At 63.5% G+C, this 14,889-nt stretch carries 9 protein-coding genes; 7 read left to right on the top strand and 2 right to left on the bottom strand.

Annotation, left to right across the window (positions count from 1 at the left end; translation table 11 throughout):
• Positions 1-70 precede the first annotated feature (70 nt).
• Positions 71-1,258, bottom strand: coding sequence for a type II secretion system F family protein (locus AB4O36_RS15340; RefSeq protein WP_460116453.1), 1,188 nt, complete (start codon positions 1,256-1,258; stop codon positions 71-73).
• Positions 1,259-1,270: 12 nt separating this feature from the next.
• Positions 1,271-1,714 carry a type II secretion system major pseudopilin GspG gene (gene gspG, locus AB4O36_RS15335; protein ID WP_460116451.1) on the bottom strand — a complete coding sequence of 148 codons (444 nt, stop codon included), beginning with the start codon at positions 1,712-1,714 and terminating at the stop codon, positions 1,271-1,273.
• Between the two features lie 194 nt (positions 1,715-1,908).
• Between gspG and AB4O36_RS15330 the strand changes: the two genes are divergently transcribed.
• The 7 genes from AB4O36_RS15330 to AB4O36_RS15300 all read left to right on the top strand — a co-directional run bounded on the left by AB4O36_RS15330 (position 1,909) and on the right by AB4O36_RS15300 (position 14,800).
• Entirely contained in the window at positions 1,909-2,517 is a 609-nt protein-coding gene (locus AB4O36_RS15330; protein WP_460116449.1) for a lytic transglycosylase domain-containing protein, read from the top strand.
• 336 nt (positions 2,518-2,853) lie between these two features.
• A complete protein-coding gene (gene mnxG, locus AB4O36_RS15325; RefSeq protein WP_460139608.1) occupies positions 2,854-8,682 on the top strand; it encodes a manganese-oxidizing multicopper oxidase MnxG in 5,829 nt (1,942 codons plus the stop codon).
• Between the two features lie 346 nt (positions 8,683-9,028).
• Positions 9,029-10,981 (top strand): YncE family protein, encoded by a 1,953-nt coding sequence (locus tag AB4O36_RS15320; protein ID WP_460139607.1) that lies wholly within the window; start codon positions 9,029-9,031, stop codon positions 10,979-10,981.
• A gap of 13 nt (positions 10,982-10,994) precedes the next feature.
• Positions 10,995-11,654, top strand: a complete 660-nt coding sequence (locus AB4O36_RS15315) for an SCO family protein (RefSeq protein ID WP_460139606.1) — start codon at positions 10,995-10,997, stop codon at positions 11,652-11,654.
• Entirely contained in the window at positions 11,651-12,271 is a 621-nt protein-coding gene (locus AB4O36_RS15310) for an SCO family protein (protein WP_460126541.1), read from the top strand. The genes AB4O36_RS15315 and AB4O36_RS15310 overlap by 4 nt, the downstream gene beginning before the upstream one ends.
• A gap of 9 nt (positions 12,272-12,280) precedes the next feature.
• Positions 12,281-13,831: a cytochrome c/ABC transporter substrate-binding protein gene (locus AB4O36_RS15305; protein WP_460126539.1), complete on the top strand. Its 1,551-nt coding sequence runs from the start codon at positions 12,281-12,283 to the stop codon at positions 13,829-13,831.
• 15 nt (positions 13,832-13,846) lie between these two features.
• Complete coding sequence (locus AB4O36_RS15300) at positions 13,847-14,800, top strand: peptidylprolyl isomerase (RefSeq protein ID WP_460139605.1); 954 nt, start codon at positions 13,847-13,849, stop codon at positions 14,798-14,800.
• Positions 14,801-14,889 lie beyond the last annotated feature (89 nt).

Genomic DNA, 14,889 nt, shown 5'->3' with positions numbered 1-14,889 from the left:
TTCGGGTTTGAACGTCTGTGCTGCTTGATTCAATGGGTGAACACCTCACCCTGCGTATTTATTCGCAGGGTCAGTGAATGCTTGAGGCCAATTCGAAGATCGGCATGTACATCAGGATCACGATGACTCCGATCAACAGTCCGATGAACGTCATCAGCAGAGGCTCGAACAACCGCACGAACCACTCGATCCATCGGCTGATTTCCTCGTCGTAGAAATCGGCGCTGCGCTCCATCATCTGCCCCAGGTTCCCGGACTGCTCGCCGGCCCGCAGCAGGCGCAGCGAGACCGGCGTGACCAGTTGGTTGAGCTCCAGCGCGGCTGAAAGCGACTGGCCCTCACGCACCCGTTCGCAGGCCTGATCCAGGCGCGTGCGGGAGGCGACAGTGAGCAGGTTGCGAACCATGCCCATGGCCGTGACGAGCGGGATGCCGCCCTGCAGCAAAATCCCCAGCGAGCGATAAAAACGCGCCAGTTCGTACATGACGATGCGCTGATGGACTGCCGGCAGTTTTTCGATCAAACGGTCCACGCCCCGACGAAAGGTCGGTTGTCGTTGCAGGAAGGTGAGGGTGCCAATGATCGCCGCAAGGCCACCGAAGAACTCCATTTGATGCGCATGGAGGAACATACCACTGCTCATCAGGATCTGCGACAGCCACGGCAGGTCCGAGCCCAGGCCCTCGAATACCAGGCTGAAGCGCGGCACCACATAGCCCATCAGGAACAGCACCACGCCACCGCCCACCACCAGCAACAACAGCGGGTAGATCGACGCGCTGACGATCTTCTGCCGCACCTCGTCCATGCGTTGGCGATAGCTGACATAACGCCCCAGAGCCTCGCCGACGGCGCCGGTCTTTTCGCTCGATTGCACCAGCGCCACGTACAGCGGCGGGAACACCGCCGACAACTGCCCCAAGGCCTGGGAGAACGATTTGCCTTCATACAGCAGGCGTACCAGTTCACTCAGGGTCTTGCGGGCCTGCGGCGCACTTTCCTTTTCCGCGAGGCTCTCCAATGCATCGATCAACGGCAGGCCGGCATTGAGCAGGGTGGTCAGTTCCTGGCTGAACAGCACCAGATTGAACGCTTCGCGCTTTTGCAGGCGCAACGCCCGCCAGTGGCGCTCGGCGTGCAGGCTGACTACCCGCAGGCCCTGGTCTTCGACCATGCGTCGCGCTTCGCTGTCACCCTGGGCCTCGATGCTCATCGACACCACGCCCGCCTTGCCCACCGCCTTGAGATGGAAACGCATGCGCACCTCCGGTCACTGCCAACTGGTGATTTCGGCGTTTTCGCCGTCACCACCGGGCTGCCCGTCCTTGCCCATGGACAACAGGTCGTATTCGGCGTTTTCACCGGGGTAGCGGTAGGTGTAGCTGCGGCCCCACGGGTCCATGGGCAGTTTTTTCTGCAAGTACGGGCCGGTCCAGCGGGTTTCGTCGCTGGGCGCGGTCACCAGCGCCTGCAAACCCTGTTCGGTCGACGGGTAGTGGCCAACCTCCAGGCGGTAAAGGTCCAGGGCTTTGCCCAAACCTTCGATCTGCGCCTTGGCCACTTTCACTTCGGAGCGGCCGAGCTGGGCGAAATATTTGGGTGCGACGATGCCGGCCAACAACCCGAGCACCACCAGCACCACCAACAATTCGAGCAGGGTGAACCCGCGTTGAGTTCGCGTTGAACGCGGGGCGAAACACAGTGGCTGTTTCATGATGACCTCACAGAGTCGGCAGAAGGGTCGCCACAGCCCCTCATGCAATTGCCATGCTCACCCCCGGACATCCTCGCGCAACCCTTGATTCACGGGCCTCCACGCAATCGGCACAGTGCTTGCGTATGCCTGATTTACCACCGGCCATTGGGGCATTACCCCCATTTTTCGGGGTCGGTCAGGGGAGAAGAATAATGAAAACACTCACCGCGGGATTGCTCGGCTGTGTGCTGCTGGCAGGTGCCGCCCAGGCCGATGTCTTCGTTTCCGTGGACGCCAAGGGCAGCTACGTTCTGTCCAACGTCCACCGCCCGGGTCGGACCTACGAACGGGTGATTCGCGAGCCATCGTCCTCGCTGGTCAGCCTCGATCAGCAACCGCAGATGATTGCCCGACAGCCCTATGCCGAGTGGGTGTCGGCGGCGGCCACGGCCAATCATTTGCCGGCGGCGCTGGTTCATGCGGTGATCCAGGCTGAGTCCGCCTACGACCCCAGCGCACGGTCGGCGAAGGGGGCGGGAGGCTTGATGCAGTTGATGCCCGACACCGCGCGGGAGATGGGCGTGAGCAACGTCTACGATCCCCAGGCCAACATCCAGGGCGGGACCAAATACCTCAAGCGCCTGCTGACCCTGTTCGACAATGACATCGCCCTCGCCGTGGCCGCCTACAACGCCGGGCCGCAAGCGGTGCTGAGCCGGGGAGGGGTGATACCACCGTTCGCCGAAACCCAGCGTTATGTCCCCAGTGTGCTGCGCCAGTACCGCCGTTTGCAGGGGCTGGCGGCGGATGCGCCGTTGTAAACCGGGGGTGCCCCAGTTCTGGGGCATAAGCCCCTGATCCCCAAACACACCCCGTCTCCTGTGGGAGCGGGCTTGCCCGCGATAGCGTTGGATCTGCCCATCATTTGTTGCCTGACACTCCGCCATCGCGGGCAAGCCCGCTCCCACAGTGGATCACTCGGAGCAATCTGCCATCCACCCGAAATGTGGGGGAAATGGGTGGGGGATTTCCCCCCACTTATCAAGTCGTTATCGCAACAGACTGAAAAATAACAAAAATATTTATGGCATGCGGATTGCTCAAAGGGATTTGTCGAGAACCATTCCCTGTGAAACCCCACAGCGAGGACCGTGATCATGACCGGTATCCCCCACGCTCATCACCTGGTAAACCTATTGCTGTTTCTTGCGCCGCTGTTCGGCGTCGAACTCGCCCAAGCCGCTGCACGCTGCGAACGCAATCTGGTGGCGAACGTCGTGGCGCTGGATCAACCGCTCATGTTCAACCGCCTCGGCGCCCAGAACGTCAACGGCATGATCTACGCCCTGCGCCGCGATGTGGTCGACGATAACGAAGTGTCGTTGGCCCAGGGCGGCGCGGCGGTGCCGGGCAAGGTGACGCTGCGGCCGGACAAGCGTCCGCGGCCGCTGGTGTTGCGCGTGGCGGCAGGCGACTGCCTGACCGTCAATCTGCAGAACCTGTTGGCTTATCAGGCCAACCCCGGTTCCCATGAGGATGGCGCACAAGAAGGCGAGGAGGAAGGGGGCGTCGCAGTCGGCAACCTCGACCCCTTCAAGGTCGACGAGCAGGTCGCCGACCGTCACGTCGGTTTTCAGGTCAACGGCCTGCAAGCGGTGAACAGCGTCGACGACATCTCGTCGTTCACCGGACGCAACGCCAACACCCTGATCCCCCCAGGTGCCAGCCGTTCCTACACTCTTTACGCCGAGCGTGAAGGGGTGTTCGCCGTCAGCAGCCGTGGCGCGACCTTCGGTGGCGAAGGTGCGGCCGGCAACGTCGCCAACGGCCTGTTCGGCCAGGTTGCAGTGGTGCCCAAGGGTGGTCGCAGCTACCGCAACACGATCACCGAGGAAGAAATGCGCCTGGCCAGCACTGGCCGCACGCCAGCCGGGCAGCCGATAGTCGATTATCAGGCCCGCTACCCGCAACGCGAGCCATGGATACGTGAAGGCAAGGCCGGCTCGCCGATCATCAACATGGTCGATGGCAACGAAATCATCTCCAGCGAAAGCGACGCCATTGTCATGGGCAGTAATGCCGACGGCAGTTTCCTGCCCGCCACCTACGCGCTGGAGTCAGTCGGTAAACGTAACCCGGCGCTGCCCAATCGCCTTGAGCCGTTCCGTGATTTCGCCTCGCAGTTCCAGGATGAAACGGCGGCGACCCAGGCGTTCCCCGCTTACTGGGCGGATCCGGTGATGGCCCACGTGCTGGAGCCGACCCGCGATTCGTTCATGATCAACTACGGCTCTGGCGGCATGGGGGCCGAAGTGGTCGCCAACCGTCTGGGCGTGGGGCCGATGCACGATTGCCTGTCCTGCGCTTATGAAGAATTCTTCCTCAGCTCCCACACCGTCGGTGATGTGGCGATGCTGGTGGACGTTCCGGCCAACGCCGGCCTGGAAGGCATCACGCCCGGCCAGACGCCGCGCGCCGACCAGGTCGGGGTCAAGGCGACCATGGCGCTGTATCCGTCGGAGCCTTCCAACGTCAACCACAGTTACATCGGTGACTTCGTCAAATTCCGCAACACCCACAACGGCCACGAGCAGCACATCTTCCACCTGCACGGGCACCAGTGGCTGTTCAACCCCAATGACGATAACTCCGATTACGTCGACGCCCAGGGCATCGGCCCAGGGGCCGGCTACACCTATGAAATCGCCAACGGCGGCTCGGGCAACCGCAACCGGGTAGCGGGCGACGCGATCTATCACTGCCACTTCTACCCGCACTTCGCCCAAGGCATGTGGGCCATGTGGCGGGTGCATGATGTGTTCGAAGAAGGCACCCAACTCGAAGTTTCGCAACAAGGTAACGACGGCTACCACAGCGAACCCTACGCATTGCGCCAGGGCAAACCGGCTGCGGGGGCGCGGGCCTTGCCCGATGGCGAGATCATCGCCGGCACGCCGATCCCGGCCGTGGTACCGCTGCCCGGCAAAGCGATGCCACCGATGCCCGGTAAGGTCGCGGTGGTGCCCAAAATCAGCGAAACCCTGGTCGCCGGCCATGACGACGATGATGAACATGAGGACCAAGGCGATGGCGACGGCCAACACCACGGTGGTGGCGCCCAGGCCATCGGTTCCCTGGCCCTGGTTGACCGCAGCGAAGCCAACCGCAACGCTGACGGCACGCTGAAAAACCCTGGCTATCCCTTCTGGATCGGCGGCATGGAAAGTTCGGTTGGCCAACGTCCACCGACCCCACCGCTGGACATGCTCGACGCGGCCACGGCTCAAAGCCTGAAAGCCACAGGCAAAGCCCTATGGGCGAACCTCGACCCGAACCAGTCCGGCGGTTGGGACGGTGGCCTGGGGCGTCATTCCCTGGATGGTTTCTCCGCCGGTGGTGAAGCCCTGACGGTGACCACTTCGCTGGATTTTTCCAAGGAAGTGAAACGCGCCAAGCCGCTGTACCTGCCGGAAGAGGGCACCGAAGTCGAACAGGCGGCCATGGCCTTCCATGCGAAAAAGGAACACCCAAGCTTTGCCCTGCTGCCCGGCAACCAGATCGTGCCGCGTAACTTCCGCACCAACGGTGCCTTGCCGATAGCCGGTGCGCCGTACTACGAGCCGTGCATGGATGACCGGCAGAAGCGCCTGACCAGCAGCGCCGGCACCGGTGAGTTCGCCAGCGGCGAGCGGGTCGACGGCATGACATTTACCGGTTCCTCCACCTACACCGCCGACCGTCCACGTATCTACAAGGCGGCCAATATCCAGTTTGACGCGGTCTACAACAAAGTCGGCTACCACTTCCCCCAAGCGCGCATCCTGGCGCTGTGGGAAGACGCCTGGCCGGTGATCACCAAGCAGCGTCCACCAGAGCCGCTGGTGATGCGCATGAACACCTTCGACTGCGTGCAGTACCAGCAGACCAACCTGGTGCCCGCCACCTACGAGATGGACGACTATCAGGTGCGCACGCCTACCGACGTGATCGGCCAGCACATCCACCTGCCCAAATGGGACCTGACGTCTGCCGATGGTTCGGCCAACGGCTGGAACTACGAGGACGGCGTGCTTTCCCCAGGTGCAGTGCAAGAGCGTATCCACGCCATTCGCGAATTCAACCAGTGCGAAGGCACCGATCCGCGCGACGGCACACCGGCCTGCCCGAAAGCCAAAAACCATCCATTCTTCGGCCAATACGGCCGGGCGGACTGGGTCGGCGCGCGCACGGCGATGCAACGCTGGTTCGTCGACCCGGTGATCAACACCAAGGGCGTTGACCGTGGCTTGGGCACCATCTTCACCCACGACCACCTGGGCCCATCGACTCACCAGCAGATTGGTCTTTACGCCACCGTATTGGCTGAACCTGCCGGCTCCACCTGGTTCCATGCCGAAACCGGCGAACCGTTGTACAGCGGCGCGCGCCAGGACGGCGGACCAACCTCGTGGCAAGCGGTGATCAGCACGGGTGACCTGGACGGCGACGGCAAGAACGACAGCTTCCGCGAGTTCTTCCTGGAGTACAGCGACTTCCAGCACGCCTATGAAGCGGGTGTGTATGTGGGCGCCGGCCCTAACGGCGTGCCCAATCCGCAAGCCTTCCCGGCCACCGCGGACAGCTTCCGCTACGCCATCAACCCACCGGTGCGCAATAACGCCAGCACCTTGCTCGATGGCATGCTCGAAGTGCAGGGCGGCATGGTGCCTGGTTGCCCGACCCGGCCGTGCCCACAGGCAATCTCGGTGGATGACCCTGGCATGTTCGTCGTCAACTACCGTAACGAACCGCTGGCCCTGCGCGTGTACGACCCGAACAAGGTCGGCCCGGACGGCAAGCGCGGCATGCAGGCCGATGGCCTGGGCGGCGACCTGGCGTATGCCATGCAAAGCCGTACCGACCGTGCAATCCCGGCGATGAACCTGGCACCGAACCTGATCACCGCGGCCACCGGCCCAACCGGTGGCACCACCTTGTTCCCGCCCCACATCAACAAGGGCGGCGCGGAAGCGGGTGACCCGTTCACGCCGATGCTGCGCACCTACACCGGTGACAACGTGCGGCTGCGGGTGCATGCCGGTGGTCACGAGGAGGAGCACAACGTCACGTTGCACGGGGTTAAATGGCTGCAGAGCGGTTCCGGCTTCGGCAACAGCTCCAACTCCGGCTGGCGTGCGTCGCAGATGATCGGCATCTCCGAGCAAATGGGCTTTATCGCACCGGTTTCGATGCTCTCAAGCTCGGCGGCGACCACGGGTGACTACCTGTACTCGATGGACGCCTCGATCGAAGGCTACTGGAGCGGCATCTGGGGCGTGATGCGCAACTACACCGCACAACGCAACGACCTGTTCGCCATCCCCAACAACGCCAAACCGACCGGCATGCGCAACACCGTGGCGTTCGACGGCGTGTGCCCACGGATCGGCGCCAACCCCAACGGCATCGGCACCCGGCCAACCCCGCAGCGCAACTATGAAGTGGTCGCGGCACTGGCCAATGACATCCTCACCAACCCGCTGGGCCTGACCATTGGCGACCCGGCAGGCCTGGGCATGCACGTGGGGGGGCCGTTGAACCCGGCGGGCGGCACCCTGGTGTTCAACTCGCGCACGGTGAGCATTCCACAGGTCACCGTGACCGATCCCGAAGACGGTGAAACCATCACCATCGGCGGACAGAGCGGGCCGCTGCATGACCCGACCGCGATCCTCTACGTGCGCAAGGCTGATCTCGACATCACCACCGGCAAGCTCAAACCCGGTGTGCCCGTCGAACCGCTGGTGCTGCGTGCGGCGGCCGGTGATTGCATCAACATCACCCTGGAGAACCGCCTGCCAAGCGTGATGCCGGACCTGACCCAGACGGCGGTGATGCAAGGCATGGTCAAGCGCGACCGCAACAGCGGCACGGGCTCGACCACCTTCAGCAACAACCTGATGCGGCCATCGAGCCACGTGGGTCTGCATGCGCAGTTGCTGGCGTACGACATCACCAAATCCGACGGCACCAACGTTGGCGCCAACCCGATCCAGACCGTGCCACCGCGCGTCGGCAACAGCGGCGCGTACCCGACCCGTACCTATCAGTACTACGCCGGGCACCTGGAGCGTGAAGGCAAACCGATCACCCAACTGGGGCGCAACGTCGACAACATCAATGCCACGGCGATCGAGTTCGGCGGCTTGAACTTCACACCGGCGGACGTGATCAAGCAGGGCCAGAAAGGCCTGGCTGCAGCGATGAGTATCGTGCCGATGGGCGCCACCTGGGTCGAGGATGCACGCAAGGTCAATGCGACGGTGACCGCGCCTGGCCAAACCAGCTACCGCGACTTCGCGATGGTCTGGCAGAAGGCGCTGAACATGCGCTGGGCCAACGGGCGGCCCGTGGAAGGGATTGCGGCGGAAGGGTTCGGCGTGCCGACCGACCCGCAGGACAACTCCAGCATGGCCATCAACTACAGGACCGAGCCGCTGTGGTACCGCTTTGGCCTGGCACCGGATGCACCGTTCGGTCACGCGCAGGGTGCCGGTTATGGCGACATGACCAACGCGCACATGGCCTACAGCAATGCGCTGGTGGGAGGCGATCCGCAGACGCCGGTGCTGTACGCCAAACCGGGGCAACCGTTCAGGACCCACATCCTGATGCCAACCGGCGGCAGTCGCGGCACCACCTTCCAGCTGGACGGGCATGTCTGGTCGGCCAACCCATTCCTGTCGGAGAAGAGCGATACCGGTGGCTATCCGATGGGTGCTCCGGGCGTGGGCTCGGTGAAGTTCGGCTACAACCCGATGTCGATGTACATCGGCGCCCACGAAAGCATCCTGCCGGCGGCGCACTTCAGCTTCATGTTGCCGAGTGCCGGGGGTGTCAACGCGGTACCTGGGGATTACCTGTTCCGCGACTACGGCGCCTTCGGGAACATTTCCGGGTTGTGGGGATTGCTGCGGGTGACCAATGAGCCGGAACCGGCACCGTAGGAGGAACCTGTAGGAGCGAGCCTGCTCGCGAGGCGGAGTGTCAGGCACCGCGATGTTGAAGGTACTGGCCCCATCGCGGGCAAGCCCGCTCCCACAGGGGAAACGCAGTACCTGTAGGAGCGAGCTTGCTCGCGATGGCGGAGTGTCAGGCGCTGAGATGTTGAAGGAGCCGTCCTCATCGCGGGCAAGCCCGCTCCCACAAGGGGCGGGGCAGTACCTGTAGGAGCGAGCTTGCTCGCGATGGCGGAGTGTCAGGCGCTGAGATGTTGAAGGAGCCGTCCTCATCGCGAGCAAGCTCGCTCCTGCAGGGGGGCGGGGTTGGCGGGTTTACCAGGGGAAAACAACAATGAACAAGACCATCTCAATCACCGCAGGCACGCTGGTCATCGGGTTGGCCGTGATCTGGCTGAGCGTCTGGCGCACCACGCCGCCGACCCTGCTCAGCGACGTTGCCTTGCCCAGCACCTGGGGCGACCAGACACTGGAGCGCGACGGCGTATCGGTTTCGCTGCAAATGCGGCCGCTGGCCGAGGACGGTGTGCTGCGCGAAGGGGAGTTCGCCGACGTGCTGTTTCGCATCACCGACAAGGCGTCTGGGCAACCGCTGGCGGGGGTGGCTCCCGGTGCCTGGCTCGATCCCGAGGCGATGGCCGCCGATCAGGCCCAGGGCCGTGACAGGAGTTGCAAGTCACGGGTCGGGGTGTTCCTCAAATCCAACATCGGCGCGCGGCCGGTGCTCGACCTCAACAGCTATTTCCTGCTGGTGATGAATCACGATGCTAGCGTCATGGTGGTAGACCCGTCGGTTTCGGTGGGTGGCATCACCAGCACCATGGCGCGCATCGACATCAAGCAACCGCCGATGGACTGGGTCACGCCAAAGGACAACAAACGGGTGTTCGTGTCGATGCCGGCGGCCAATGAAGTGGCGGTGATCGACAGTGAGCAGTTCAAGGTGCGCGAGTCGATCGCAGCCGGCAGCAACCCGGTGCGCGTGGCCCTGCAACCGGATGAACGCCTGCTGTGGGTCGGCAACAACGCCCCATCCGCCGAGCAGTCAGGGGTGACGGTGATCGACACCCGCAGCCTCAAGACGCTCAAGCACCTGACCACCGGCGGCGGCCACCACGAAATGGCCTTCAGCAAGGACAGCCGCTTCGCCTTCGTCACCAACCGCGACGACGGCACCCTGAGCATTATCGACATCGCCAGCCTGACCCTGATCAAGCAGCTCAAGACCGGCTCGCACCCTTTGTCGGTGGTGTATTCGCCGCTGTCTGACGCCGCCTATGTCGCCGATGGCCAGGACGGCACGGTGACCGTGGTGGACGCCCAGACCCAGTCGGTGCGGCGAGTGATCGCGTTGAAACAGGGCCTCGGCCCGATGGGCTTCAGTGCCGATGGCCGCTTTGGCATCGTCCTCAACACCCTGGAGAACCAGGCCTCGGTAATCGACGCCGCCACCGACGCGCTGATCCACGACCTGGACGTTTCCGCCGAGCCCTATCAAGTGGTGTTCACCAAGGCCTATGCCTACGTGCGCGGCCTGGCGTCGTCGAAAGTGACGATGATCAACCTGGCGACGCTGGGGGAAGGGCGCAAGCCAATCACCCAGGGTTTCGAGGCCGGGACCAAACCCCCGCGCCTGGCCGGTGACCTGCCGCTAGCGTCGAGCCTGGCCGTGTCGCGCGATGACAACGCGGTGTTCGTGGTCAACCCGGTGGACAACACCACCTACTTCTACGCCGAAGGCATGAACGCGCCGATGTCCGGTTACCCCAATCGCGGGCAATTGGCGCGGGCGGCGCTGGTGATCGATCGCAGCCTGCGTGAAGTCGAGCCAGGCTTGTACAGCTCAAGGATCAAGTTGCCGCCGGCGGGGCGCTTCGACGTGGCGTTCCTGCTCAACCAGCCCAACATCGTCCATTGCTTCAGCACCGTGATCGAGCCCGACAACAGCACCGCGCAACATATCGGGGTGCCGAAGGTGGAGTTCCTACTCGATAAATCCACCGCATCCCTGGGCAAGCCGTACACCGTGCGCTTGCGCATTGTCCAGGGCAAACAGAAAACCGTGCGCAGCGGCATCAACGACGTGCAGGTGCGCTACTTCCTGGCGCCGAGTTCGCGACCACAACTCGTTTCAGCCCGGGACGTCGGCAACGGCGTCTACGAAGCCCCGGTCACTCTGGACCGCCAGGGCGCCTGGTACCTGCATGTCCGCGCGCCGTCCCTTGGCGCCGGTTTTGGTGATCAAACGTTTGCCAGTGTCCGGGTAATGCCCGACGCCGCTCATTGAAGAGGACATCGACATGAATCGATTTACACCGTGTGGACTGCTGACACTTTGTCTGTTGGCATGTGGCATCGGCCAGGCCATGGCGCACTCGACGGGCGAGCATGCCGGGCACGACATGCCGGCCAAAAGCGCCAGCTCGGAAAGCACCCAGGTCAGGTTCGCCGACGTGGCGCTGGTGGACCAGAACGGCAAGAGCGTGCGGCTGGAGAAGGACCTGGTCAGCAACAAGATCGTGGTCATGAGCTTCATCTACACCAGTTGCTCCACGGTATGCCCGGTGGTCTCCTCGATCATGGGCAAGGTGCAGCAGCAGTTGGGCGGCCGGGTCGGCAAGGAGGTGCAACTGGTGTCGATCAGCATCGACCCGCAGCGCGACGACGCCAAGCGCCTGAACGACTACGCCCGCGCTTTCCAGAAGGGGCCGGGCTGGAGCTGGCTCACCGGCTCGCCGCAGTCGGTCAACGAAACCCTCAAAGGGCTGGGCAGTTTCAGCGGTGACTTCAAGAGCCATCAGCCGTTGATCCTGGTCGGTGACGGCAACAGTCGGCACTGGACACGCTACTACGGCTTTACCGACCCGGCCGTGCTGACCCGCGAAGTGGAAAAAATCAGCGGTCAGCGCAACGCCCATGCCAAACACACCGCCATTGCCAGCACGGAGCAACAGCCATGAGAGTCATCGACTGGATCAGCCTGACGGTGTGTTTCTGGATTTTCAGCGCAATGGCCTTCGCCCACGAAGACCATCAGCCGGCGACACCGACCGTCGCGGTGGCGCCACCGGCCACCGGTACCCGCGATGCCAAAACCTGGTTCACCGACACGCCGTTGCAGGACCAGAACGGCAATACCCTGCGCTTCTACAGCGATGCGCTGCACAACCGCGTGGTGCTGCTCAACGTGATTTTCACCAGTTGCAACGACGCCTGCCCGCTGATCACCCAGAAGCTCAAGGAAGTGCGAGAAGTGCTGGGCGACAAGGCAGACGACATCACCTTCATTTCCCTTACCAGTGATCCGCTGCGGGACACGCCAGCGGTGCTCAAGGCTTACACCTTGAAACAGGGCGTCGATGGGCCCCACTGGTTTTTTCTGACCGGCGACAAGGCGCAAATGGACCTTGTACTGAGCCGAATCGGCCAGATCGTGCCGACACCCGAGCAACACTCCACCCAACTGATCGTGGGGGATGTGGCCAACAAACGCTGGAGCAAGATCCGTCCCGATGCACCGCCCGCCGCCATTGCCCAGCGCTTGCAGTTGCTGACAATGCCCGTGGCCGGTCGCTGAGGGCGCGCCATGAAAACCCCCGTCATCCTCGGCCTGTTGATTTGCTGCGGCCTTGCCCTGAGCGCTCACGCGTTGCCGTTGACCCCCAGCGAAAATGCCGGCAAGCGGTTGTATCGCGAAGGGAAATCGGAGAGTGGCGAGCCGATCATGGCGCGGGTCGGGGCGGCGAACATGGTGCTGCCGGCCACGAGCCTGCCATGTGCCAATTGTCATGGCGCCGATGGTCTGGGTCGGCCCGAGGGCGGCGTGCGACCGCCGGACCTGAGCTGGTCCCGGTTGACCAGCAGCCATGGCCAGCAGCAGGTCAATGGCCGCGATTATCCGGCCTACACCGACCAAACGCTGGCGCGGGCCGTGCAAGAGGGAAGGGACCCCGGCAACAATCGTCTCGACCTGGCGATGCCGCGCTTCGTGCTGTCGATGAGCGATCAGCGCAATCTGACTGCCTACCTCAAGCGCCTCGCCGATGAGCGAGACCCCGGCCTGACCCCTGACAGCCTGCATCTGGGCACCTTGCTGCCGGGGGCCGGCCTGCTGGCGGAGGAGGGCGCGACGGTGGCGGCGGTGCTCAACGGCAGCATCGCGCGGATCAACAAGGCGGGCGGCATACATGGTCGGCAGTTGCGCCTGACGATCCTCGACCCGGGGCCTGACCTGGCCAGTGCGGAGGCTGCGCTGGATCAACTGATTGACCAGGAACAGGTGTTCGCGCTGATTGCACCGCTGGCCCCGGCGCTCGATTCGCAACTCGTTGCACGCCTGGAAAAGGCCGGTATCCCGTTGATTGGCCCGGTGTCGTTGCAGGGCTCGGCGCAAACCAGTCGGCAGATTTTCGAACCCATGCCGGGGCTGCGCGAACAACTCTTCGCCCTGGCTGATTACGCCACCGACAGTTTGCGCGTGCTTCAAGGCCCGACGCTGATCACCTACCCCGACGAGTCCGGCCAGCAGCAGGCGGCGCAAAATCTCGGCCAATACCTGCACCAGCGCGGCTGGCAGAACGTCAGCGTCAACCCCTACGGCCCGACGCAAGACCAACTGCCGCTGGGGTCGCGCTCGGTGTTCTACCTGGGCTGCGGCGAGGACTTCACCCGGTTTGCCGCGCGCCTGGAAACGGCAGGGCAGGTGCCTTACCTCTTCGCTACCTCGAATCAGGTGGCAGGCGACCTGCTGCAAGTGCCCAGCGGTTTTTCCCGCCGCGTGTTCCTGTCCTATCCATTCGTACCCAGCGACTGGACCCAGGCCGGGCGCCTGGCCCTGACCCAGGTGCGCGAACAGCAGGGGCTCGGCGGCCAGCACGCGGTGCTGCAGGTCGGCGCATTCAGTTCGATGCTGCTGTTGAGCGAAGGCATGAAGCAGGCGGGGCGCGATGCCAGCCGCGAAAAACTGATCAACGCACTCGAAGGCCTGCATGACTTCGACACCGGGCTGACCCCGCTGATCAGCTTCGGGCCCGGCCGGCGCCTGGGCTTGAGCGGTGCGCATATCGTCACTGTAGATCTGCCGGACCAGCGTTTTTACCTGGTTGCACCCTATAAGCCTGTGATGGCGACACCCTGAGCGGAGGCCTTGATCATGAAGTCCAGACTGCTGTTGATGGTCCTGACCTGTTGGTTGCCGGCGGTGTTGGCCAGCAATGGGCCCGCAGTGGCCAAGGTCAACGATCAGGAGATTTCGGCGCTGCGTTTCGAGCGTTATTTCGCCGAGTACCTGGAAGACCAGGGCCGGGCATTGGGCAGCATCCGTAATCCCAAGGCCTACAAACAACTGCGCCAGAAAGCGCTGGACGCTTTGATCGACCGCGAGCTGCTGTGGCAGGAGTCGATCAAGCGCGGGGTGGTCATCAGCGATGCCGCCGTGCAGCGCCAGGTTGAGCAGATGCGCGACGCCATGGGCGGAGCCGAGAAGTTCGCCCGCCGCCTGGAGGACGCCGGTTTCGACGAGGCCGGATTTGCCGAGTACACCCGCCATGAACTCGCTGCGCAGCAAACGTTCGCGCAACTGACGCAGGTCGCCCCGCCTGACGAGACAGAGGTTCGTGCGTTCTTTGACGAACACCGCAGCGAAATGAGCCAGCCTGAGACCGTGCAGGCGCGTCACATCCTGATCAAGGTCGCACAGGGTGCCGATGCCACCGCAGTCGAAGCCGCACGACTACGCTTGGTAGAGATGAAGTCGCAAATCAGCCGGGGCGCGGACTTCGCCAGTGTGGCCCGTACCGGCTCCGAAGACGCCAGTGCCGGCGCCGGTGGCGAGCTGGGCTATTTCCCCCGTGGCCGCATGATGCCGACGTTCGAAACGGCCGCTTTTGCGCTCAGGCCTGGGCAAGTGAGTGAGCCGGTTCGCACTCCCCTCGGATGGCATTTGATTTATTTACAGAACCACTTGGAGGCGGCCGATGTCTCAGAATCGCAGGGGCTTGAAATGGTCAGGGCGTACCTTGCCCGACAGCGACAAGTCCAGGTTCGTCAACAGGCGCTTGCGCAGTTGCGCTCCAGCAATCGGATCCAAAGGATTGACGGCGACTGAGGATTGGCCCCCCAATAGTGGGGGAAAAGCTTCGGCGACCATTCGTGCGCTTCCCCGCCTTTGGGGGAAAGGGTGCCTGGACGAAAACA

The sequence above is a fragment of the Pseudomonas sp. S2_E01 genome (genome assembly GCF_054668365.1).
The sequence above is the reverse complement of the archived record's forward strand: the minus strand, read 5'-3'. Positions and strand labels throughout refer to the sequence as shown.

What these genes read in the sequence shown, in the direction of transcription:
- AB4O36_RS15340 (WP_460116453.1), bottom strand. Translation starts at nt 1,258, where the DNA reads ATGCGTTTCCATCTCAAGGCGGTGGGCAAGGCGGGCGTGGTGTCGATG.
- gspG (WP_460116451.1), bottom strand. Translation starts at nt 1,714, where the DNA reads ATGAAACAGCCACTGTGTTTCGCCCCGCGTTCAACGCGAACTCAACGC.
- AB4O36_RS15330 (WP_460116449.1), top strand. Translation starts at nt 1,909, where the DNA reads ATGAAAACACTCACCGCGGGATTGCTCGGCTGTGTGCTGCTGGCAGGT.
- mnxG (WP_460139608.1), top strand. Translation starts at nt 2,854, where the DNA reads ATGACCGGTATCCCCCACGCTCATCACCTGGTAAACCTATTGCTGTTT.
- AB4O36_RS15320 (WP_460139607.1), top strand. Translation starts at nt 9,029, where the DNA reads ATGAACAAGACCATCTCAATCACCGCAGGCACGCTGGTCATCGGGTTG.
- AB4O36_RS15315 (WP_460139606.1), top strand. Translation starts at nt 10,995, where the DNA reads ATGAATCGATTTACACCGTGTGGACTGCTGACACTTTGTCTGTTGGCA.
- AB4O36_RS15310 (WP_460126541.1), top strand. Translation starts at nt 11,651, where the DNA reads ATGAGAGTCATCGACTGGATCAGCCTGACGGTGTGTTTCTGGATTTTC.
- AB4O36_RS15305 (WP_460126539.1), top strand. Translation starts at nt 12,281, where the DNA reads ATGAAAACCCCCGTCATCCTCGGCCTGTTGATTTGCTGCGGCCTTGCC.
- AB4O36_RS15300 (WP_460139605.1), top strand. Translation starts at nt 13,847, where the DNA reads ATGAAGTCCAGACTGCTGTTGATGGTCCTGACCTGTTGGTTGCCGGCG.